The following is a 21,279-nucleotide window of genomic DNA, read 5'->3' as shown; positions in this document are numbered from 1 at the left end:
GCCTCTTTCGTAAGCCGCAGCGTATGGGTCCCGGCTTTCGCCGGGACGACACCGAATTACTTCGGCACCACCAGCGCATCGACGATCGTCACGTCTTGCCCCTCCGGATGCACCAGCACCGGATTGACCTCGATCTCGGCGATCTCGTTTCGGTGCTGCGCGGCCAGCACTGAAATCTGCGAGATCAGCCGCGCAAGCGCTGCAGCGTCCGCCCTCAGTGCGCCGCGGAAGCCGTGCAGCAGCGGCGCGGCCTTCAGCGTCTCGAGCATCGTGGTCGCCTCCGCCGCGCTCACCGGCGCCGGGCGATAGACCACGTCCTTGAACAGCTCGGTCGTGATGCCGCCGAGCCCCACCATCACCATCGGCCCGAAGGTGGCATCAAGCATGGTGCCGACGATGATCTCGACGCCTTTTCGGGCCATCGACCCGACCAGCACACCCTGGATCGCAGCGTCCGGCCGCGCCTTCTGCACGGTCTCCAGCATGTCGCGATAGGCCGTGAATGCCGCCCCCTTGGCGGCGATGTTGACGCGGACGCCGCCGACCTCGCTCTTGTGCGCGATCGCCGGCGACTGGATCTTCATCACAAGCGGAAACCCCGCGCGCTCAATCGCGGCATCGAGCCCGTCGCGATCGGTCACCAGCACCTCGTCGGGCAGCACTATGCCGGCTGCGCGCAGCAGCGACTTGCTGTCATGTTCGGAGAGCGTCTTCGCCTTCAGATGCGCGGAGAGATCGTGTGCCGGCGACGCCGCCTCCATCTCCGGTGCGAGCTTGAACGTTGCATAGTCCGCCAGCCGCCGCATCGCAACGCCGACATGGGTGAGCCCCGAGAGCACCACCACGCCCGACTTCGCCAGCTCCTGCCGCGCGAATTGCGATGGCAGCGTGTAGGAATAGAACACCACCGGCTTGTGCTGCGCCGAGATCACCGGCGTCAGCTCGGCCTCCTTGAACGGCATCCGCGTCTCGCTCGACAGCGACAGCACGACCAGCGTCGCATCGACTTCATCGGACGCATCGAACAGCTCGATGCTCTTCTGCAGGCCGCCGGAGGAGACGCCTTGCGCGGTGACGTCGACCGGATTGCCCGCTGCGCCATAGGACGGCATCCATTGCTTGATCTGGCTCTGGACCGCGGCCGAAAGCTCCGGCACGCGCAGGCCCTGCATCGACACCGTGTCGGCGCCCCAGATGCCGGCGCCGCCGGACACCGTCAGCACCGCGACGCGGTCGCCCTTCGGCAGCGGATTGGTTGCGAAAACGGCGGCAATCGTCACCGCCTCGTCGAGATCGTTGGAGACGATGAAGCCGTATTTCGCGAACACCGCGTCATAGGCCGCCGACCAGCCCGCCATGCTCGCGGTGTGCGAGGCTGCTGCGCGTTCGCCGGCGCCGGAGCGGCCGACCTTGGTGACGATGACGGGCTTCCTGAGCTCCGCCGCGCGCTTCGCCGCGGCCAGGAACTTGTCGACGTCGCGGATGCCCTCGATGAACAGCAGGATCACGTCGGTCGCGGGATCCTGCACCATGTAGTCGAGGAACTCGCCGGCGCCGAGGTCGCTCTCATTGCCGGCGCTGACGACATAGCTGAGCGCGACGCCGAGCGCCCTGGCGCGATGATAGATCGCAAAGCCAATGCCGCCGCTCTGCGCGACGATGCCGATCCGCCGCCTGCTCGCGATCAGATCGGGCACATCCGACTTGACGTCGACGGTCGGGCTGAAGGTCGCGGCGACCTTTTGCACCTGGCTGTAGAAACCTTCCGCGTTGGGACCACTGATCCGCATTCCGGTCCGCTTCGCCAGCGCCACGATCGCATGCTGCATCGCTGCGCTGTCGCCGCCCTCCTCGGCAAAACCCGAGGAGATGATGACCGCGTTCTTGACGCCGACGGCTGCACATTGCTCCAGCGCCGGCAGCACCGCACGCGCGGGAATCACAATGACGGCGAGCTCGATCGGCGCGCCGATCTCGGCGATCGACTTGAAGCATTTCAAGCCGTCGATCTCGGCATAGTTCGGATTGATCGGATAGAGCGCGCCCGGATAGCCGTTCTTGCGCAGCATCGCGAGCAGCCGCCCGGGGATCTTCTCGTGATCGCGCGAGGCGCCGATCAGCGCGATGCTCTTTGGGGCGAAGAAGGAATCGAGCGGATGCGGCATGGGGGCGCTGTCCAATTATTCTTGTTAGGCTCGACGATATTGGATCGATGCGGCGAGCTCAACCTCTCCTCCCGTCATCCTGAGGTGCGAGCGGAGCGAGCCTCAGGATGACGGAAGAATGATGCGTAGCCCGGATGGAGCGCAGCGTAATCCGGGGACAGTTTGTCCACGGAGCGCTGCCCCGGATTTCGCTTCGCTCCATCCGGGCTACGAAAGCTACGCCACCAGCTTGAACGTCACACCGCAAAGCAGGAACTCATCGCCAGCAACCGCGCAGCCCCTAGCTCTTGCGGCCGCCAGCACCTTGGCCTTGTCCGCGACCCTGAACGTCAAACCGCTCATGATCTCGCTACTGCCCTTGACGAATCGGAAGATGCTGTTGGGCAGCTTCACCGTGGTACCATCGGCGGGAGTGCCGACGATCTTCCCCCAATGCGCCGCTAGCGCCTCGGGCTCGGGGCTCTGCATCTCGACCTCGGTCAGCGCCAAAGTCGTGTCCTTGCGGATCGACTTCTGCCAGTCGGGGCCGGCCGGCGGGTACGGTCCCAGGATGTCGTCGCTGCCGTCGGTGTGGTTGAACTCGATGAAGGCGGCGCGGCAGTCGCGCGGATGCAGTTGCACGCCGTGATAGGGCGCATGCGTGATCACGTTGGCGGTGCGCACGCCCATCGCATTGGCTTCCGCGCCGCGCGCGTCGGGATCCTCGCAGCAGAAGATCGCCATATAGCCGCCGCGGCCGCCGGTCTTCTCAATGAAGCGGCCGGCCGCCGTGCCCGGCCCCGGCTGGAACGGCGCAACGACTTCCACCAGGATGGTATCGACCGGCAGCAGCGCGTTCTCCAGCCCGTATTTGGCGACATTGCCGTCGCGATAGCAGACGTCGAGGCCCATGATCGCGGAGATATCCGCGATCACGGGCTTGAGCTGCGGCGCCACCAGGCAGATCTGGCGCAGCCGCATGTAATCGGCCATGTGATTGGTCACGGGTTACTGACCCTGGAAGGTGGGCTTGCGCTTCTCGACGAACGCCTTCGCCGCTTCCTTGTGGTCGGTGGTCTCGCCGGCACGGGTGTGGTGGATCGCCTCGCCGTCGAAGCAGGCCTCTAACGTCATGGTCTCGGCATTGTTGATGTTGCGTTTGATGTAGCCGAGCGCCACCGACGGTCCCTGCGCCAGCGAGCGCGCGAGCTCCAGCGTCTCGGTCTCGACATCGGCATCGGGTACCACCTTGGAGACCATGCCGAGGTGGTAGGCCTCCTGCGCCGACAGCACCGGCGACATCATGTAGAGCTCGCGCGCCTTGGCACTGCCGAGCATCTTGGTCAGGAAATAGGTACCGCCGTAGTCGCCGGAGAAGCCGACCTTGGCAAAAGCTGTCGTGATCTTGCAGGAGGCGCTGGCGACGCGGAGATCGCAGGACAGCGCGATCGAGAGACCGGCGCCGGCCGCCGCACCGTCGAGCTGCGCCACCACGGGCTTCGGCATCGTGTGCAGGATGCGCGAGACCTCCATGCCGCGGCGCAGATTGGCCATCTTGGCCTCGAACGGCAGCGGCGCGCGGCCTTCGGCCATCGACTTGACGTCACCGCCGACGCAGAAGGTGCCGCCGGCACCCCGGATCAGCACCGCACGCACCTCGGTATCGTCCTGCGCCCGCCGCGCCGCCTCGACAAGGCCGCGCGTCATGTCGGGATTGAGCGCATTGCGCCGATCCGGACGGTTCATGGTGATGGTGAGCAGGCCCTTGTCGAGGGATTGGAGAACCATCTGATTGTCGCTCATGGCATTTTGCCTTTCGTTGTTGTTGGTTGAACGCGAAGTTTGTCCAAGCCGTCATTGCGAGCGAAGCGAAGCAATCCATGCTTCCGCGTATGCGGATCGATTGATTGCTTCGTCGCTATCGCTCCTCGCAATGACGGCATGAACGGTCCGTTTCATTTTTTGACCAGCGGGCAGCGTGACTCCGACAGCGGCTGGAAGGCCTGGTCGCCCGGCACGGTCGCGAGCAGCTTGTAGTCGTCCCAGCGGCCTTTCGATTCCGAGGGCTTCTTGACCTCGAACAGATACATGTCGTGCACCATGCGGCCGTCCTCGCGAATCCGGCCGTTCTTGGCGAACATGTCGTTGATCGGGGTCTCCTTCATCACCTTCATGACGGCGGCCGCATCCGTGGTGCCGGCGGCCTTCACCGCCTGCAGATAATGCATCACCGAGGAGTAGACGCCGGCTTGCGCCGAGGTCGGCACCCGCTTGGTGCGTTCCATGAAGCGTTTTGAGAACGCGCGGGTGTCGTCATTGAGGTCCCAATAGAACGCTTCCGCGAGCAGCAAGCCCTGCGCGGTCTCGAGCCCGACGCTGTCGATGTCGGTCACGAAAGCCAACAGCGGCGAGATCTTCTGGCCGCCCTTGGTGATGCCGAACTCGGCGCCCTGCTTGATCGCGTTGATGGTGTCGCCGCCTGCATTGGCGAGCCCGATCACCTTGGCCTTCGAGGCCTGCGCCTGCAGCAGGAAGGAGGAGAAGTCCGAGGTATTGATCGGATGGCGCACGCTGCCGAGCACCTTGCCGCCCGACTTCACCACGACATTGCTGGTGTCCTTCTCCAGATCCTGGCCGAACGCATAGTCCGCGGTCAGGAAGAACCAGGTGTCGAGGCCGGACTTCACCGCGGCAAGGCCGGTCACGTTGGCCTGCGCGAAGGTGTCGAACACATAGTGCACGGTGTAGGGGCCGCAGGCCTCGTTGGAGAGACGGATCGAGCCCGGGCCGTTGAACATGATGATCTTGCCGCGCGCCTTGGCAATCTCGGCCGCGGCGAGCGCCGTTGCCGACGCCGCGACGTCGAAGATCATCTCGACGCCCTGGTTGTCGATCATGTCGCGGGCGATGTTGGCGGAAAGGTCGGCCTTGTTGAGATGGTCGCCGACCACGATCTCGATCTTGCGACCGAGCACCGTGCCGCCAAAGTCTTCCGCCGCCATCTTTGCCGCGGTTTCGCTGCCGGAGCCGGTGATGTCGGCATAGAGGCTCGACATATCGAGGATGCCGCCGAGCTTCAGCGGAGGCTTGTCCTGCGCCAGCGACGCATTCGCCGAGATCGCAAACACACAGGCCAACACGCCGGCCAAAACCCGTCTCATCCATAACCTCCCTAGACACTCGCGTCGCATCAATCGCGACCGGTCCGTTTCTGTCGCGCGGGATCATGCCGCATGGCATTCACAGCGGCAAGCCGCGGAACGGCCTCGAGTTTTCCGCTCAACGGAATGGCCAAGATGTGCGAAGATCAACCAATGCCAACGTTGATACGGATGATGCCGCCTACGCTTCGCAGCGCGCTGCTTACAGCTGTGACGCTGCTCGCATACGCCGGCACGGCCGCGGCCGCTGGATGCAATTTCGAGATTCAGGGCGAAGGTCGCGTCGCCACTGTCGTCGATGCGCGCAGCCTGCGGCTCGACGACGGCCGCGAGGTCAGGCTCGCCGGCATCGAGGTGGCAGACCGGGCGAAGGCCATGGCAGCGCTGACGGCGCAATTGGTCGGCCGCGAGGTAACGCTGCGCGGACAGGACGACACGCCGGACCGCTATGGCCGGCAGCCGGCCTACGCATTCCTCCAAGGCAGTGAGGCGCCCGTACAGAGCGAGCTGCTGCGCCAGGGCCTCGCGCTGGTGTCGTCCGAGATCGCCGACAAGGACTGCGCCACGGCGCTGATGGCGGCGGAGGCCGAGGCGCGGACGGCCCGATCGGGAACCTGGGCGGAGGCCAAGGTCATAAAAAACGCCGAAAGTCCGGACGATATTTTGGCCGGGATCGGGCGTTTTACAGTGGTCGAGGGCAGGGTTTTGTCCGTGCGCCAGGCGGGGCGACGACCTACCTGAATTTCGGCCGGAACTGGACTAGGGACTTTGCTCTGACTATTTCAAGGCGCATAGTCCCTGCGTTCGAGGCGGCCGGGCTTGCGCCCAAGTCTCTGGAAAACCGCAGGATTCGTGTGCGAGGCTGGGTGGAAGCACGACGTGGGCCGCGAATCGAACTGCTCCGGGTGGGGCAGATTGAACTGCTCGGCGGGAACTAGGGGGGCCTTTGGCCACACCCCGGCCGATTCACGAGACAAAATTTGTGAGTTTTTGACGTGATTGAGCGCGCAGGACGGCGTGAAGATGGGACTGGCCGCCGCCTTTCGGCAGCGCTTGTGCTCGTCTGCGCGGCCCTGACGCTGTCGGCCTGCGGCAATGTCGGCCGATTCGAGCAGGTCACGCCGACCGCGGCCGCGGCGCCGGTGAAGCCTAACCGGGTGGTGCAGCAGACCCCCAACAGCGAGCGCGAGCATGAGCGCATCCTGTCGTCCTATGGCGGCGCCTATGACGACCCCAAGCTCGAGGCCCTGATCAGCAAGACCGTCGAGCGGCTGGTCGCCGCCTCCGAACGGCCCGACCAGGCCTACAAGGTCACGATCCTCAATTCCGGCGCGGTGAACGCCTTTGCGCTGCCGACCGGTCAGCTCTACGTCACGCGCGGCCTGATCGCGCTCGCCAGCGACACCTCCGAGCTCTCTTCGGTGCTGAGCCACGAGATGGCGCATGTGCTGGCCAAGCACGCTGCGATGCGCGAGGACCAGGCGCGCCAGGCGGCGGTGGTGACGCGCGTCGTCACCGACATGAGCACCGATCCCGATCTCACGGCGCTGGCGCTCGCCAAGACCAAGCTGACGATGGCGAGCTTCTCGCGGCAGCAGGAGTTCGAGGCCGACGGCATCGGCGTCGGGATCGCCGCGCGCGCGCATTTCGATCCCTATGGCGCGTCGCGCTTCCTGACCGCGATGGAGCGCAATGCCGCGCTCAAGATCGGCAAGACCGCGCTCGATCCGCGCGCGCAGGACTTCACCTCGTCGCATCCGGCAACACCGGAGCGCATCAACAATGCGCAGACCACCGCGCGGCAATATTCGTCACCCGAGAACAACGAGCGCGACCGCGAGACCTATCTCGCTGCGATCGACAACATCGTCTATGGCGAGGATCCCAGCGAAGGCTTCGTGCGCGGCCGCAGATTCCTGCATCCCAAGCTCGGCTTCACCTTCACCGCACCGGATAATTTCACGCTCGACAACACCGCGCAGGCTGTGATCGGCGTGCGCGAAGGCGGCAGCCAGGCGATGCGCTTCGACGTGGTGCGGGTGCCGGCCGAACAGACGCTCGGCGACTATCTGAACTCCGGCTGGATGGAAGGCGTCGAGAGATCCTCCACTGAAGACCTCAACATCAACGGCTTTCCGGCGGCCTCGGCCACCGCGCATGGCGACCAGTGGCAGTTCAAGGTCTACGCGCTGCGCTTCGGCAGCGACGTCTACCGTTTCATCTTCGCCGCCAAGCAGAAATCCACCGAGAGCGAGCGCAACGCGCGCGAGACCGTCAATTCATTCCGCCGCCTGACCCTCGACGAGATCCAGGCCGCGCGCCCGCTGCGCATCAAGGTCATCAACGTGCAGCCCGGCGACACCGTGGAATCGCTGTCGCATCGCATGGCCGGCGTCGATCATCCGGCCGAGCGCTTCCGCGTGCTCAATGGCCTCGACGCCCACGCCCAAGTGAAGCCGCGCGACCGCGTCAAGATCGTGGTGGATTGAGGGCCGCGCTGTCGCCTCACCACGGCTGTCGTCCCGGCGAAAGCCGGGACCCATAACCACAGGGTAGCGTTGCTCGAGTGCGCTGTGGCCCCAGCCGCTTCCAACAATCACCTACGGTGGTAATGGGTCCCGGCCTTCGCCGGGACGACGGGTGGAGAAGGTTGGTGCCCTACTTCGCCTTCTCCTTGAGGAAGGCGATGATGTCGGCCCGATCCTTCGGATCCTGAACCTCGTAGAACATCTTGGTGCCCGGAACCATCGCATCGGGACCGGTCAGCCATTTGTCGAGATTGGCCTCGGTCCACACGATCTTCGAGTTCTTCAGCGCCGGCGAGTAATCGTAGCCCGCGACCGAGCCGGCGAGCCGGCCGACGACACCCTTATGCATCGGCCCGACGTCGTTCTTCTCGATCGAATGGCAATCGCCGCAGCCCCGGTACAGGGTGGCGCCGCGCGCGGCATCGCCCGCCGCACGGGCGCCGTTCAGGGCGAGCAGGATCGCGATCGCAGCCATTGCGGCTGTTTTGGCGTGCCGCGGCGCCAGGACGCCTGCGATCGAACGGATGGTCATTCCCAGGGTCTCCTGTTGGTCACCGCAACAGGAGCAGCCTCACCGGCGATCTATTCCCGGAATTCCGCTGGTTCCCAATTGTGCTGGACGCAAGCCGCATCGATCGCCGAGAAAGGCGGTTGCTGCTGAAGTTTATTCCCGCCCGCGTGGAATATCCGCGCGGCCCCGCCGATCTCAATTCGCAGCTGCCACCTCCGCAGCGGCGCCGGGCTATTGGAGCATCCCCAGTGTTTCGCAATCGGCTCGGCGCCGTCGCTCGACTTGCCGGACTCGCGTGCATGCTGCTCGCTGCGCTCACAGCCGCAGCAGCCACCACCGCCGCACGCGCGGACGGCTGCCCCAAGCCGAGCGACGAAATTGCGACCGACCGGCCCGACGTCACCAATTCAAGTATCGTCGTGCCGGTCGGGAGCCTGCAGAACGAGAACGGCGTCAACCTGACCGGCCGCGACGTCGGCCGCAGCATCGACGGCAGCAACAGCCGCTGGCGGCTCGGGATTGCGCCCTGCCTCGAGGTGCTGGTCGACCTGCCGACCTGGTTCGGCAGCGTGAGATCGCCCGGCGTCTCCGGCTTCTCCGACGTCGCGCCTGCCATCAAATGGCAGATCAGCCCGCTGCCGGGGAAGATCGACCTGTCGATCACCGCCGGCGTCGCGCTGCCGACGGGGGCGGCTGCCATCGCCGGGCGCGGCGCGCAGCCCTACATCCAGCTGCCATGGTCATGGGAGTTGCATGACGGCTGGGGCGTCAGCGGCATGCTCACGGAATTCTTCCGCCCCGCCGAACCGACCGGCCAGCACATGTCGGAAGCAACGTTCGTGATCGAGAGGAAGCTGACCGAGCGGATCAGCGTGTTCACCGAATATGTCGGCGACTATCCCGACGGCACGCGGCCGATCCAGCTGATCAATTCCGGCGGCATGTACCGGCTCACGCCGACTCAGCAGTTCGACCTTCACGTCGCGTTCGGGCTCAACCGCAACTCGCCGAACTACATCGTGGGCCTGGGCTATTCGTTCCGCGTCGACGGATTGTTCCGGTAACGAGGGTCCGTAGCCCGGATGCAGCGCAGCGCAATCCGGGGAGGACTATCCGCGGTGAAAGCGGCCCCGGATTTCGCTGCGCTCCATCCGGGCTACAAGAGAGACGAGAAGCGCGAGATCAACCTTCGGCTTCGCGCAGGCCGCTCAGCCACAGCGCCAGCAGCGTCCACACCGCGCCCGACAACAGATACGCGCCGGCCGAGATCAGGCCGAAATGCGTCGCCAGCAAAAGCGCGGCGAGCGGCGCGAAGCCGGCGCCGAACAGCCAGGCGAAATCCGAGGTCAGCGCCGAGGCGGTGTAGCGATAGTTGCGCGCGAAGCTCGAGGCGATCGCGCCCGACGACTGGCCGAACGACAGGCCGAGCAGCACGAAGCCGAGCACCATGTACACCGTTTCGCCGAACGCACCGGCATCGAGCAACTGCGGGGCGAAGCCGCTATAGACCGCGATCGCAACCGCCGAGCCCAGCAGCAGCGGCTTGCGTCCGACGCGGTCGGCGATCATGCCGGAGGCGATGATCGCGACCACGCCGACCATGGCGCCGATCATCTCGATGATCAGGAAGCGCACCGGGCTTTCCTTGGTGAACAGGAACACCCAGGACAGCGGAAACACCGTGACCATGTGGAACAGGGCAAAGCTCGCCAGCGGCGCGAAGGCGCCGAGCAGGATGTGGCGGCCTTCCTGCGCGATCGTCTCGCCGACCCGCGCCGGCTCCAGGTCGCGGCTTTCGAACAGCTCGGAATATTCATCAGTCGCCACCATGCGCAGCCGCGCGAACAGCGCCACCACGTTGATGGCGAAGGCGACGAAGAACGGATAGCGCCAGCCCCAGTCGAAGAAATCATCCGCCGAGAGGTTGCCGGCGAAGAACGCGAACAGCGCGCTCGCAACGATCAGCCCGAGCGGCGCGCCGAGCTGCGGCACCATCGCGTACCAGCCGCGCTTGTTGGCCGGCGAATTCATCGCGAGCAGCGAGGCGAGGCCGTCCCACGCACCGCCCCAGGCGATGCCCTGCAGCACGCGCGCGGCGGCCAAGAGCCAGATCGCCGCGACGCCGATCGTGTCGTAGCCCGGCAGGAAGGCGAGCGCGACGGTGGCGGTGCCGAGCAGGAACAGCGCAATGACGAGCTTGGCGCCCTTGCCGTGGCGGCGGTCGACCGCCATGAAGATGACGGTGCCGAGCGGCCGCGCGGCAAACGCCAGCGCGAAGATGCTGAATGAGTAGAGCGTGCCGGTCAGTTCATTGACGAACGGGAACACCAGCTTCGGGAACACGATCACCGAGGCGATCGCGTAGACGAAGAAATCGAAGAACTCCGACGTGCGTCCGATGATGACGCCGATGGCGATTTCGCCGGGTTTCGCCTGCCCGTGACCCGATGCGGTCGGGGTGCCGTGAGCCATTGCTGGGGCCTGTGCCATCGCCGGAGAACCGTCCTTTGGAGCATGAACCCGGAAAAGTGGAGACCGGTTTTCCGAACCGCATGCTCAAGCAAGAGATGAGGCCACGGGCTCTTCGCCACGCAGTCCACCTCACTTTCTGGCCTCTTATCCCGCAGTGCAACATTGGACAAATTGTCCAATGTCAAATTTGCTGCATCGCAGCTACCCCTTGGCGGAACTCATAAAATTCAAGTGGGGTGAGCCGTGCGCGCCTTGAAATTATTGGCCTTATTGCCGTTCGCGGCGCTTCTCGGCGGATGCGATTTCGTCGTCCTGGCCCCGGCCGGCGACGTCGCCGTCCAGCAGCGCGACCTCGTCGTGATCTCCACCATCCTGATGCTGATCATCGTGCTTCCGGTGATGGCGCTGACCGTCTTCTTCGCGTGGCGCTACCGCCAGTCCAACACCGCGGCCGCCTATGAGCCGGAGTGGGATCACTCCACCCAACTCGAGCTCGTGATCTGGTCGGCGCCGCTGCTGATCATCATCTGCCTCGGTGCGCTGACCTGGATGGGCACCCATCTGCTCGATCCCTACCGCTCGCTCGGCCGCATCGCCGCCGACAAGCCGATCGAGAGCAAGGACGCCCCGCTCAATGTCGAGGTGGTCGCGCTCGACTGGAAGTGGCTGTTCATCTACCCGGATTACGGCGTCGCCGCCGTCAACGAGCTCGCGGCTCCCGTCGACCGCCCGATCCGCTTCCGCATCACCGCCTCTTCCGTGATGAACTCGTTCTACATCCCAGCGCTTGCCGGCCAGATCTACGCGATGCCCGGCATGGAGACAAAGCTGCACGCGGTCTCCAACAAGGAAGGCGCCTATCGCGGCTTCTCCGCCAATTACAGCGGCGCCGGCTTCTCCGGCATGCATTTCGAGTTCAAGAGCCTGTCGAACGCCGACTTCGACAAGTGGATCGGCACCGCCAAAGCGAGCGGCAACATGCTCGGCCGCACCGACTATCTGCAGCTCGAGCGTCCGAGCCAGAACGATCCGGTCCGGCTCTACCGCTCGGTCGATCGCGATCTCTACAAGGCGATCCTCAACATGTGCGTCGAGCCCGGCAAGATGTGCATGAGCGAGATGATGGCGATCGACGCCAAGGGCGGCCTCGGCCGCGAAGGCCTCAACAACACGCTGCCGCTCACCTACGACAAATACGCCCGCCGCGGCGCGCCGCTCGGCACCGAGCCGACCTTCGTCGCCGGCATCTGCTCGATGGACGAGATCAAGGACGCGCCGTCGCGCGAGGTCACGGCGCCGCTCGATTTGACGCCGCTGCGCGGCTTCGGGCTGAAACGCCCGCCGTTCTCGCCCGCGTCATCGACATCCTTGCTGCTCGGCCAGCGTCCGAAATCAGAGTCCTGAGGAGGACCGCATGAATCCCGATCTCGTCAAGATGATCTTCGGCCGCCTCAATCTGGAAGCGCTGCCGCTGCATGAGCCGATCCTGGTCGGCACTTTCGCGGTGGTGGCGACCGGCGGCCTCGCGCTGTTCGCCATCGTCACCTACTTCCGGCTCTGGACCCATCTGTGGCGCGAATGGTTCACCACCGTGGACCACAAGCGCATCGGCATCATGTACATGATCCTCGGCATCGTGATGCTGCTGCGCGGCTTCGCGGACGCGCTGATGATGCGCCTGCAGCAGGCGATCGCCTTCAACGGCTCCGACGGCTACCTCCCGGCCCATCACTACGACCAGATCTTCACCGCCCACGGCGTGATCATGATCTTCTTCGTGGCGATGCCGCTGGTGACCGGCCTGATGAACTACGTGGTGCCGCTGCAGATCGGCGCCCGCGACGTCTCCTTCCCGTTCCTCAACAATTTCAGCTTCTGGATGACGGTCGGCGGCGCCGTGCTGGTGATGATGTCGCTGTTCGTCGGCGAATTCGCCCGCACCGGCTGGCTCGCCTACCCGCCGCTGTCGAACATCGGCTACAGTCCTGACGTCGGCGTCGACTATTACATATGGGGACTGCAAGTCGCCGGCGTCGGCACGACGCTATCGGGAATCAACCTGATCTGCACCATCGTCAAGCTGCGCGCGCCGGGCATGACGATGATGAAGATGCCGGTGTTCACCTGGACCTCGCTCTGCACCAACGTCCTGATCGTCGCCTCCTTCCCGGTCCTGACCGCGGTACTGGCGCTGCTGTCGCTCGACCGTTACGTCGGCACCAACTTCTTCACGAACGACTTCGGCGGCAACCCGATGATGTACGTGAACCTGATCTGGATCTGGGGCCACCCCGAGGTCTACATCCTGGTGCTGCCGGCGTTCGGCATCTTCTCGGAGGTGACCGCGACGTTCTCCGGCAAGCGGCTGTTCGGCTACACCTCGATGGTCTACGCCACGGTCGTCATCACCATCCTGTCCTACCTGGTCTGGCTGCATCACTTCTTCACGATGGGCTCCGGCGCCAGCGTGAACTCGTTCTTCGGCATCACCACCATGATCATCTCGATCCCGACGGGCGCGAAGATGTTCAACTGGCTGTTCACGATGTATCGCGGCCGTATCCGCTTCGAACTGCCGATGATGTGGACGGTGGCGTTCATGCTGACCTTCGTGATCGGCGGCATGACCGGCGTGCTGCTCGCGGTGCCGCCGGCCGATTTCGTGCTGCATAACAGCCTGTTCCTGATCGCGCATTTCCACAACGTGATCATCGGCGGCGTGCTGTTCGGCCTGTTCGCCGGCATCAACTACTGGTTCCCGAAGGCGTTCGGCTTCAGGCTCGATCCGTTCTGGGGCAAGCTGTCGTTCTGGTTCTGGGTCGTCGGCTTCTACTTCGCCTTCATGCCGCTCTACGTGCTCGGCCTGATGGGGGTGACGCGACGGCTCCGCGTGTTCGACGATCCGTCCCTGCAAATCTGGTTCATCATCGCGGGCTTCGGCGCTTTCCTGATCCTGCTCGGCATCGGCGCGATGCTGGTGCAGTTCGCGGTCAGCATCCTGCGCCGCGAGCAGCTGAAGGACACCACCGGCGATCCCTGGAACGCCCGCACGCTGGAATGGGCGACCTCGTCGCCGCCGCCGGACTACAACTTCGCGTTCACGCCTGTCGTCTACGACAACGACGCCTGGTGGGACATGAAGCGTCGCGGCTACAGGCGTCCGCTGACCGGCTTCAAACCGATCCACATGCCGTCCAACACCGGCACCGGCATCATCCTCGCCGGCCTGGCGACGGCGATGGGATTCGGCCTGATCTGGTACATCTGGTGGCTCGCCGCCGTCAGCTTCGTTGCGCTGCTCGCGGTCGCGATCGGCCACACCTTCAACTATCACCGCGACTTCCACATCCCGGCGGATGAGGTGGTGCGGACCGAAGATGCGCGGACGCGCGTTCTCGCCGCGGGAGCCCAGACATGAGCGTAGCAACCACCCGAATCTCCGTCCAAGGCTCCGAGCCGATCTTCCACGTCATCGACGAGCACGATCATCCGGAAGGCGCCAGCACCATGCTGGGCTTCTGGATCTACCTGATGAGCGACTGCCTGATCTTCGCGATGCTGTTCGCGACCTATGGCGTGCTCGGCGGCAACTATGCCGCCGGTCCGGCGCCGAGGGATCTGTTCGACCTCAAGCTGGTCGCGCTCAACACCACGATGCTGCTGCTCTCCTCGATCACCTATGGCTTTGCCATGCTGACGATGGAGAAGTCGAAGATCGGCCAGACCCAGCTCTGGCTCGCGATCACCGGACTGTTCGGCCTCGCCTTCCTCGGCATCGAGCTCACCGAGTTCGCCCACATGATCCATGAGGGCGCGACGCCGCAGCGCAGCGCCTTCCTGTCGTCGTTCTTCACGCTGGTCGGCACCCACGGCCTGCACGTCACTTTCGGCCTGGTCTGGCTGGTGACGCTGATGGTGCAGACCGCGCGCTTCGGCCTCACCACGGCCAACCGGCGCCGGCTGATGTGCCTCTCGATGTTCTGGCACTTCCTCGACGTGGTCTGGATCGGCGTCTTCACCTTCGTCTACCTCCTGGGAATGCTGCGATGACAACAGACTCTCACGTCGAAGCTCGGATCTTGCACTCCGACGGCGGTCACGGCCATGATGACCATGACGGCGCCGCCCACGGCTCGCTGAAGAGCTATCTGATCGGCTTCGGCCTCTCGGTGATCCTCACCGCGGTGCCGTTCTGGCTGGTGATGACGGGAACCATCGCCGACAAGGCGGTCACCGCACTGATCGTGCTGGTGCTCGCCGCGGTGCAGATCGTCGTGCACATGGTGTACTTCCTGCACATGAACACCCGGTCCGAGAACGGCTGGACCATGATGGCGATGATCTTCACCGTGGTCATGGTGGTGATCGCGCTGACCGGCTCGCTGTGGGTCATGCATCATCTCAACATCAACATGATGCCGATGCACGACATGAGCCAGATGCCGTGACGATGCGGCCTGCCAGACCCTCGCTTGTGCTGCTCACGCTCGGCATGCTGGGCGTGGTGCTGCTGAGCGCGCTCGGCGTCTGGCAGGTCGAACGCAGGGCCTGGAAGCTGGCGCTGATCGAACGGGTCGAGCAGCGCATGCATGCGGCACCGGTCGCGCCGCCGCCGCCCTCATCATGGCCTGAAGTCACAGCCGCGAGCGACGAATACCGCCGCGTCACCGTCGACGGCACCTTCCTGAACGCCGACGAGACGCTGGTGCAGGCGGTGACGAACGAAGGTCCCGGCTTCTGGGTGCTGACGCCGCTGCGCATGGCCGACGGAACCACTGTGCTGATCAATCGCGGCTTTGTTCCGCCTGACCGGCGCGATCGCGCGACCCGGCGCGACGGTAACCCGCAAGGCCCGGTCAGCGTCACCGGGCTGTTGCGGATGTCCGAACCGAAGGGTGGCTTCCTGCGCAGCAACGACGCTTCGGCCGGCCGCTGGTACTCCCGCGACGTCGCCGCGATCGCGGCCGTGCACGGATTGTCGCAGGTGGCTCCGTTCTTCATCGACGCCGATGCGACCCCGAATCGGGGTGGTACCCCGGTCGGCGGGCTCACGATCGTGCGCTTTCCGAACAACCACCTGATTTACGCGCTGACATGGTTCGCGCTGGCCCTTATGCTGGCGGGCGCGCTCCTGCGCATAGTCAGCGGCAGGAGCCGCGCCGGCGCCTCCGATCCAAGGTGGAGTTCAAGGCGCGCCGCCGTGCGCCGCCTGATCGGCGCAGCCCGCAATCTGTCTCGCGACACAGGCCCAGATGCTCGAGCGCACATCGGATCTGCATGAGGAGAATGCCGCGACCGGCACGGCCGTGATGCCGTCCGCCGTGAGCGCGGCCGCCGGCATGCCGTACGATCTCGCAGCGCCCGCCGACATCGCGACCAATCGCAAGAACATGGCCCTGCTGGTCCAGCTCCGCTGGATCGCCGTGATCGGCCAGATCGTCACCATCGGCTTCGTGCAGTTCTGGATGGGCGTCAGCCTACCGCTGCTGCCTTTGGCGGCCGTGATCTCGGGGCTGGTGGCACTCAATGTCGTCAGCCTCTTGTGGCTGCGCTATCGCGCCGACATCAACAACCGCGAGCTGCTGGTCGCGCTGGCGCTCGACGTCGCGGCGCTGACCGCCCTGCTCTATCTCAGCGGCGGCGCCACCAATCCCTTCACCTCGCTCTATCTGCTCCAGGTGACGCTTGGCGCGGTGCTGCTCGATGCGCCATCGACCTGGTCGCTGGTGGCGCTGGTCTGCATGAACTTCGCCTGGCTGACCAGCTATTACCGCCCGCTGGAGCTGCCGCAGCAAGGCTTTGCCGACGCCTTCAATCTCTACATCGCCGGCACCTTCATCGGCCTCGTGCTCGACGCCGTGCTGCTCGTGGTGTTCATGACCCGGATCAACCGCAATCTGCGCGACCGCGACCTGCGCCTCGCGGCGCTGCGCCAGCACGCCGCCGAGCAGGACCATATCGTCCGGATCGGCCTCTTGGCCTCCGGCGCCGCGCACGAGCTCGGCACGCCGCTCGCCTCGCTCTCGGTCATCCTGGGCGACTGGCGCCGGATGCCCGCGCTCGCCTCCGATCCCGAATTGTCGCAGGACCTCGGCGAGATGGAGATCTCGGTGCAGCGCTGCAAGTCGATCGTGACGGGCATTCTGCTGTCGGCCGGTGAGGCTCGCGGCGAAGGCTCGTCGCCGACCACGGTGGCGGCGTTCCTGACCGCGCTGGTCGAGGAATGGCGGACCACGCGGCCGTCGGCCACGCTGTATTTCCGCAACGCCTTCGGCACTGACCTTGCGATCGTCTCCGACATCGCGCTCAAGCAGGCGATCTTCAACGTGCTCGACAATGCCGCCGAGGTCTCGCGCGACTGGATCGAGCTGATGGCCGAGCGCAATGCCGACACGCTGCTGCTGTCGGTGACCGATCGCGGCCCGGGCTTCTCGCGCGAGATGCTGGCGCATATCGGCAAGCCGTATCAGTCCACCAAGGGCAGCCCCGGCAGCGGCCTCGGCCTGTTCCTGGTCGTCAATGTCGTGCGCAAGCTCGGCGGCGTGGTGACGGCGCGCAACCGGCCGGACATCGGCGCCGCGGTCAGGCTCGAGCTGCCGCTGTCGACGCTCGCGATCGGAGACCATCTTGACGGATGAACGCCAGCTTCTGATCGTCGAGGACGATTCAGGCTTTGCCCGCACCCTGAAGCGCTCGTTCGAACGCCGCGGCTACGGCGTCGCGGTGTCGGCCTCGCTCGACGAGGTCCGCGAGCTGCTCGAGCAGCAATCGCCGGGCTATGCGGTGGTCGACCTCAAGCTCGCCGGCGGCGCGTCGGGCCTTGCCTGCGTCGAGGCGCTGCACGCGCATGACCCCGAGATGCTGATCGTGGTGCTGACCGGCTTTGCCAGCATCGCGACCGCCGTCGAGGCCATCAAGCTCGGCGCCTGCCACTATCTCGCCAAGCCGTCGAACACCGACGACATCGAGGCCGCATTCCTTAAAGCGCAAGGCAACGCCGCCATCGAGGTCGGCGCGCGGCCGACCTCGATCAAGACGCTGGAATGGGAACGCATCCACCAGACCCTGATCGAGACCGACTTCAACATCTCCGAAGCCGCCCGCCGCCTCGGCATGCATCGCCGGACATTGGCGCGGAAACTCGAGAAGCAGCGGGTGAAGTGAGGCGACAATCATTGGCAGCAGCGATACGAAAGTCTCTCACCGTCACCCTGAGGAGCGCGCAGCGCGTCTCGAAGAGCGACGGCCCCGCTGGCTCCGCATGCACCTGATACATCCGGGCCGTGCATCCTTCGAGGCTCGCTCTGCTCGCACCTCAGGATGACGGGAAAGAGGGTGCGTAGCCCGGATGAAGCGAAGCGTAATCCGGGATCGGCCTCTCCGCGGATCGAGCGGCCCCGGATTTCGCTTCGCTCCATCCGGGCTACGCATCCGACGCGCCATTTCAGATCGCCCCATTTTTTGGGAGAAGCGTCAGCTTGAAATTTCCCTAGCCCAAAGTCTGGCTTCACTCGTCATCGAATGGCGGTAGTTGAACAAAAGCTTCGCCTCGACGGTGTAGCCACCGCAATCCGGCTCCCAAAGCAGAACCGTATCACCATCCTTCAAGCCGAGGTCATGGATTTGATCGCTCAGATTTCGGCCTTCATAGAGAAGTACGAAATAGTAGCCGCCGCCGGGCGTGTCTTGGAAGCTTGTTTGAATACGGAGCATGGTGCCACGCTTCCTTGGTTTTGCCTCTCGCTAATCGATCAATGCCGCGGTGTCGCTCATATCCATGGCCACCGACACAAGATCAGAGGCGATCGCTGACGTGAATCGAAGCATCTCATCAGCTGGCTGCCATACCAAAACAAAAAGCCCGGTCTTGCGACCGGGCTTTTGTTTTCAATCGGTCGAACCCTTTCAGGCGGCTTCGTCCTCGACGGCGGTGTCGTCGCCGTCGTTGTCGAGATCCTCACCGTCGGCATCGCCCTCGGCGTCGCCTTCAGCGGATTCGGCCTTGGCGCCGCGGCGCGGGCTCTTGGCGAGCTGGCCTTCGATCTCCTTGATCGCCTCGGTCTCGGTCGAGTGCTGCACCACAGCGATTTCGCGCGACAGACGGTCGAGCGCCGCTTCATAGAGCTGGCGTTCGGAGTAGGACTGCTCGGGCTGCGATTCCGAACGATAGAGATCGCGGACCACCTCGGCGATCGCGACGATGTCGCCCGAGTTGATCTTCGCTTCGTATTCCTGGGCGCGGCGCGACCACATGGTGCGCTTGACGCGGGCGCGGCCCTTCAGCGTCTCCAGCGCCTTCTTGACCAGCGCCGGCTCCGACAGCTTGCGCATGCCGACATTGGCGACCTTCGCCGTCGGGACGCGCAGCGTCATCTTGTCCTTCATGAAATTGATCACGAACAGCTCGAGCTTGGCGCCCGCGATCTCCTGCTCCTCGATCGCCAGGATCTGGCCGACGCCGTGAGCGGGATAGACGACGAATTCGTTGGCCTTGAAGCCCTGGCGCTGGGTCACGACCTTCTTCGGCTCTTCGACGCGCGGCGCAGCGGCCGGCTTGGCGGCAACCTTCGGAGCAGCGGCGGGGACGGCAGCCTTCGGGGCGGCCGGCTTCGGCGCAGCAGCAGTCTTGGGGGCGACCTTCGCAGCAGCGGGCTTCGCAGCTGCCACTTTCGCGGCAGTCTTGGCAGTCTTTTCTGGCATCACGCTTCTTTTGTTCTTTGAGGACTTTGCAGCCGCCGCCTTCTTCGCACCCTTCACGGACGCCTTGGCACGGCCCTTGGTTGCGCTGCGAGCAACGACAGCGGCTTTTTTCGTCGTCTTTGAAGCACTCTTTTTACGCGTTTTCTGTGACACAGCCTGCGCGTGGAAACTGCCACGCCCCTGTTCGATTGTTGCGGGAACCTCGAAGCCACAAGGTACGCATGGCAGGGGTTCTTGGCCTGTAATGTGCTCAATATAGCACATTTTCCGCAAAAATCAATGGTTTACGCCCGATTCCGGGCATAACGGGGGCCGCTCAGGTCATATGTCCGTCATTAGGGTTAAATCGGCGGCCGAACGGCGGGCCGCGACGGGCCGGAGTCCCGCCTTATCGGGGTAGTCCCGATAACTGCTGACGAATCAGTCGCCGCTGCCCGGATTCGGAGAAAAATATTTCTCGAACTTGCCTTCCTTGCCTTCCCACTCCTTGGCGTCCTCGGGCGAGTCCTTCTTCTGGGTGATGTTCGGCCAGCTCTTGGCGTAGTCGCGGTTGACCTCGAGCCACTTTTCCAGGCCCGGCTCGGTATCCGGCTTGATGGCGTCCGCCGGGCATTCCGGCTCGCACACGCCGCAATCGATGCATTCGTCCGGATGGATGACCAGCATGTTCTCGCCCTCGTAGAAGCAATCGACGGGGCAGACCTCGACGCAGTCGGTATATTTGCACTTGATGCAGGCTTCAGTGACGACGTAGGTCATCCAAAACTCCGAAACGATCCACTTTTTCTGGGGTTGCGTAGCGCAGGAATACCGGAGCCGCAAGGGAAGCCGGCCCCGAAAAACACCTGCGTTCTGGCGACCCTGCCAGCCGGTTTTGTTGGGAGCACGATCCTATCGCCAGTCCGGCCCACACGTCCGGATCATGCTCCGGCCGAAATAACAGACGTGAGATAATTACTCCTTGCCGGCTTGCAAATTGCCGGCCTGCAAATCCTCGTACAGCTCGCGCGCCGAACCGGCGTCGCCGCGCCGTTCGGCAAAGCCGATCACCTTGAGCACCCGGACGCTGTTGTCGAGCGCGACGGTGACCACATCGCCCACCTTCACCGCATGGCCCGGCGATTTCTCGCGCGTGCCATTGAGGCGGACATGACCTGATGCGACGAGCTCGGCCGCGCTGGTGCGAGCCTTCACCACCCGCGCGTGCCACAGCCATTTGTCGAGCCGCTGTCGATCCAAGAAACTAGACCAAGCTTCAGACCAAGGGTTGGACTATTCCTTCCGGCCGGCGAGCTGCTCCTTCAGGGCAGCGAGCTTGGCGAATGGCGAATTCGGATCGATCGGACGGTCGCGCTCGCGCGGTGCGCTCGAGGCATAAGGCCGGTGCGACGGACCGCTCTCGCGCTTGTCGCGACCGCCCTTGCCGAAATCGCGGCCACCACGGTCACGGTCACCGCGCTCGCCCTTGCGATCGCCGCCACCGCCGAACTTGTTGTCGCGACGACGCTCGTTGTTGTCGCGATCGCGGCCCTTGCCCTCGAAGCGCTCGCGGCGCTGACCGCGGTCGTCACGATTATCCTGGCGATTGTCACGCGCCGGTGCGCCGTCGGCAGGCGCGGCTGCGGCAGCGGTCGCATCGGCCGGCGCGCCGGGACGCGGCGTGCGGAAATCCTGGTGGCGGCGCGGACGGCGATGATGCTCGCGCTTCTCGCCCTCGCCGCCGCCTTCCGCGGCCTGCGCGCCCTCGGCGGGCTTGCCTGGTG

The 21,279-nt window shown here is 64.8% G+C and carries 19 protein-coding genes and 2 pseudogenes; 10 read left to right on the top strand and 11 right to left on the bottom strand.

The window, feature by feature from the left end; genetic code table 11:
• Positions 1-56 precede the first annotated feature (56 nt).
• From AC628_RS09715 to AC628_RS09700, 4 genes are all read right to left on the bottom strand, one after another.
• Complete coding sequence (locus AC628_RS09715; RefSeq protein WP_074126634.1) at positions 57-2,165, bottom strand: acetate--CoA ligase family protein; 2,109 nt, start codon at positions 2,163-2,165, stop codon at positions 57-59.
• 216 nt (positions 2,166-2,381) lie between these two features.
• Positions 2,382-3,137 carry a VOC family protein gene (locus AC628_RS09710; protein ID WP_074126633.1) on the bottom strand — a complete coding sequence of 252 codons (756 nt, stop codon included), beginning with the start codon at positions 3,135-3,137 and terminating at the stop codon, positions 2,382-2,384.
• A gap of 15 nt (positions 3,138-3,152) precedes the next feature.
• Entirely contained in the window at positions 3,153-3,947 is a 795-nt protein-coding gene (locus AC628_RS09705; RefSeq protein ID WP_074126632.1) for an enoyl-CoA hydratase, read from the bottom strand.
• A 152-nt stretch (positions 3,948-4,099) separates the two neighbouring features.
• Complete coding sequence (locus AC628_RS09700) at positions 4,100-5,305, bottom strand: ABC transporter substrate-binding protein (RefSeq protein WP_074126631.1); 1,206 nt, start codon at positions 5,303-5,305, stop codon at positions 4,100-4,102.
• Positions 5,306-5,476: 171 nt separating this feature from the next.
• On the opposite strand from AC628_RS09700, the pseudogene AC628_RS09695 reads away from it, so the two are divergent.
• A pseudogene (locus AC628_RS09695) lies at positions 5,477-6,243 on the top strand (thermonuclease family protein).
• A 57-nt stretch (positions 6,244-6,300) separates the two neighbouring features.
• Positions 6,301-7,794: a M48 family metalloprotease gene (locus AC628_RS09690; RefSeq protein ID WP_074126630.1), complete on the top strand. Its 1,494-nt coding sequence runs from the start codon at positions 6,301-6,303 to the stop codon at positions 7,792-7,794.
• Between the two features lie 169 nt (positions 7,795-7,963).
• Here the strand turns inward: AC628_RS09690 and AC628_RS09685 are convergent, their stop codons facing one another.
• The gene (locus AC628_RS09685) at positions 7,964-8,365 is read right to left on the bottom strand and encodes a c-type cytochrome (protein ID WP_074126629.1); all 402 of its coding nucleotides are present in this window, start codon (positions 8,363-8,365) and stop codon (positions 7,964-7,966) included.
• A gap of 278 nt (positions 8,366-8,643) precedes the next feature.
• Here AC628_RS09685 and AC628_RS09680 point away from each other — a divergent pair, with 278 nt between their 5' ends.
• Complete coding sequence (locus AC628_RS09680; protein ID WP_245321115.1) at positions 8,644-9,408, top strand: transporter; 765 nt, start codon at positions 8,644-8,646, stop codon at positions 9,406-9,408.
• 118 nt (positions 9,409-9,526) lie between these two features.
• On the opposite strand, the gene AC628_RS09675 is transcribed toward AC628_RS09680, so the two are convergent.
• Positions 9,527-10,816 carry an MFS transporter gene (locus AC628_RS09675; RefSeq protein WP_074126627.1) on the bottom strand — a complete coding sequence of 430 codons (1,290 nt, stop codon included), beginning with the start codon at positions 10,814-10,816 and terminating at the stop codon, positions 9,527-9,529.
• Between the two features lie 243 nt (positions 10,817-11,059).
• Between AC628_RS09675 and cyoA the strand changes: the two genes are divergently transcribed.
• The 7 genes from cyoA to AC628_RS09640 are packed head-to-tail and all read left to right on the top strand — an operon-like array spanning position 11,060 to position 17,980.
• Complete coding sequence (gene cyoA, locus AC628_RS09670; protein WP_074126626.1) at positions 11,060-12,220, top strand: ubiquinol oxidase subunit II; 1,161 nt, start codon at positions 11,060-11,062, stop codon at positions 12,218-12,220.
• 10 nt (positions 12,221-12,230) lie between these two features.
• Positions 12,231-14,234, top strand: coding sequence for a cytochrome o ubiquinol oxidase subunit I (gene cyoB, locus AC628_RS09665; RefSeq protein ID WP_074126625.1), 2,004 nt, complete (start codon positions 12,231-12,233; stop codon positions 14,232-14,234).
• Positions 14,231-14,866, top strand: a complete 636-nt coding sequence (gene cyoC, locus AC628_RS09660) for a cytochrome o ubiquinol oxidase subunit III (protein ID WP_074126624.1) — start codon at positions 14,231-14,233, stop codon at positions 14,864-14,866. The genes cyoB and cyoC overlap by 4 nt, the downstream gene beginning before the upstream one ends.
• Positions 14,863-15,264, top strand: coding sequence for a cytochrome o ubiquinol oxidase subunit IV (gene cyoD, locus AC628_RS09655; protein WP_074126623.1), 402 nt, complete (start codon positions 14,863-14,865; stop codon positions 15,262-15,264). Before cyoC ends, cyoD begins: the two co-directional genes overlap by 4 nt.
• A 2-nt stretch (positions 15,265-15,266) precedes the next feature.
• Positions 15,267-16,097, top strand: coding sequence for an SURF1 family protein (locus AC628_RS09650; RefSeq protein WP_245321114.1), 831 nt, complete (start codon positions 15,267-15,269; stop codon positions 16,095-16,097).
• The gene (locus tag AC628_RS09645; RefSeq protein ID WP_074126622.1) at positions 16,069-17,454 is read left to right on the top strand and encodes an ATP-binding protein; all 1,386 of its coding nucleotides are present in this window, start codon (positions 16,069-16,071) and stop codon (positions 17,452-17,454) included. Before AC628_RS09650 ends, AC628_RS09645 begins: the two co-directional genes overlap by 29 nt.
• A complete protein-coding gene (locus AC628_RS09640) occupies positions 17,444-17,980 on the top strand; it encodes a response regulator transcription factor (RefSeq protein WP_074126621.1) in 537 nt (178 codons plus the stop codon). The genes AC628_RS09645 and AC628_RS09640 overlap by 11 nt, the downstream gene beginning before the upstream one ends.
• Before the next feature lie 309 nt (positions 17,981-18,289).
• Here the strand turns inward: AC628_RS09640 and AC628_RS42715 are convergent, their stop codons facing one another.
• The 5 genes and pseudogenes from AC628_RS42715 to AC628_RS09615 form a co-directional block, all read right to left on the bottom strand.
• The gene (locus tag AC628_RS42715) at positions 18,290-18,529 is read right to left on the bottom strand and encodes a hypothetical protein (protein ID WP_143201516.1); all 240 of its coding nucleotides are present in this window, start codon (positions 18,527-18,529) and stop codon (positions 18,290-18,292) included.
• Positions 18,530-18,721: 192 nt separating this feature from the next.
• Entirely contained in the window at positions 18,722-19,516 is a 795-nt protein-coding gene (locus AC628_RS09630; RefSeq protein WP_168193341.1) for a CarD family transcriptional regulator, read from the bottom strand.
• A gap of 420 nt (positions 19,517-19,936) precedes the next feature.
• Positions 19,937-20,275 carry a ferredoxin FdxA gene (gene fdxA / locus AC628_RS09625; protein WP_016844914.1) on the bottom strand — a complete coding sequence of 113 codons (339 nt, stop codon included), beginning with the start codon at positions 20,273-20,275 and terminating at the stop codon, positions 19,937-19,939.
• Positions 20,276-20,470: 195 nt separating this feature from the next.
• Positions 20,471-20,755, bottom strand: coding sequence for an RNA-binding S4 domain-containing protein (locus tag AC628_RS09620; protein WP_074126619.1), 285 nt, complete (start codon positions 20,753-20,755; stop codon positions 20,471-20,473).
• 33 nt (positions 20,756-20,788) lie between these two features.
• Positions 20,789-21,279, bottom strand: a pseudogene (locus AC628_RS09615) (helicase-related protein); the annotation flags it as partial.

It is taken from the genome of Bradyrhizobium sp. NAS96.2 (assembly GCF_001908235.1).
In the GTDB taxonomy this organism is placed as follows: Bacteria; Pseudomonadota; Alphaproteobacteria; order Rhizobiales; family Xanthobacteraceae; genus Bradyrhizobium.
This window is presented reverse-complemented; position numbering and strand designations above follow the sequence as displayed.

Bases quoted from the DNA above. Each gene is read 5' to 3' on its own strand.
- AC628_RS09645 (WP_074126622.1), top strand. From the start codon at position 16,069: ATGCTCGAGCGCACATCGGATCTGCATGAGGAGAATGCCGCGACCGGC.
- AC628_RS09710 (WP_074126633.1), bottom strand. From the start codon at position 3,137: ATGGCCGATTACATGCGGCTGCGCCAGATCTGCCTGGTGGCGCCGCAG.
- cyoD (WP_074126623.1), top strand. From the start codon at position 14,863: ATGACAACAGACTCTCACGTCGAAGCTCGGATCTTGCACTCCGACGGC.
- AC628_RS09685 (WP_074126629.1), bottom strand. From the start codon at position 8,365: ATGACCATCCGTTCGATCGCAGGCGTCCTGGCGCCGCGGCACGCCAAA.
- cyoB (WP_074126625.1), top strand. From the start codon at position 12,231: ATGAATCCCGATCTCGTCAAGATGATCTTCGGCCGCCTCAATCTGGAA.
- AC628_RS09705 (WP_074126632.1), bottom strand. From the start codon at position 3,947: ATGAGCGACAATCAGATGGTTCTCCAATCCCTCGACAAGGGCCTGCTC.
- AC628_RS09700 (WP_074126631.1), bottom strand. From the start codon at position 5,305: ATGAGACGGGTTTTGGCCGGCGTGTTGGCCTGTGTGTTTGCGATCTCG.
- cyoC (WP_074126624.1), top strand. From the start codon at position 14,231: ATGAGCGTAGCAACCACCCGAATCTCCGTCCAAGGCTCCGAGCCGATC.
- fdxA (WP_016844914.1), bottom strand. From the start codon at position 20,275: ATGACCTACGTCGTCACTGAAGCCTGCATCAAGTGCAAATATACCGAC.
- AC628_RS09715 (WP_074126634.1), bottom strand. From the start codon at position 2,165: ATGCCGCATCCGCTCGATTCCTTCTTCGCCCCAAAGAGCATCGCGCTG.
- AC628_RS09680 (WP_245321115.1), top strand. From the start codon at position 8,644: ATGCTGCTCGCTGCGCTCACAGCCGCAGCAGCCACCACCGCCGCACGC.
- AC628_RS42715 (WP_143201516.1), bottom strand. From the start codon at position 18,529: ATGCTCCGTATTCAAACAAGCTTCCAAGACACGCCCGGCGGCGGCTAC.
- AC628_RS09630 (WP_168193341.1), bottom strand. From the start codon at position 19,516: ATGCCAGAAAAGACTGCCAAGACTGCCGCGAAAGTGGCAGCTGCGAAG.
- AC628_RS09650 (WP_245321114.1), top strand. From the start codon at position 15,267: ATGCGGCCTGCCAGACCCTCGCTTGTGCTGCTCACGCTCGGCATGCTG.
- AC628_RS09675 (WP_074126627.1), bottom strand. From the start codon at position 10,816: ATGGCTCACGGCACCCCGACCGCATCGGGTCACGGGCAGGCGAAACCC.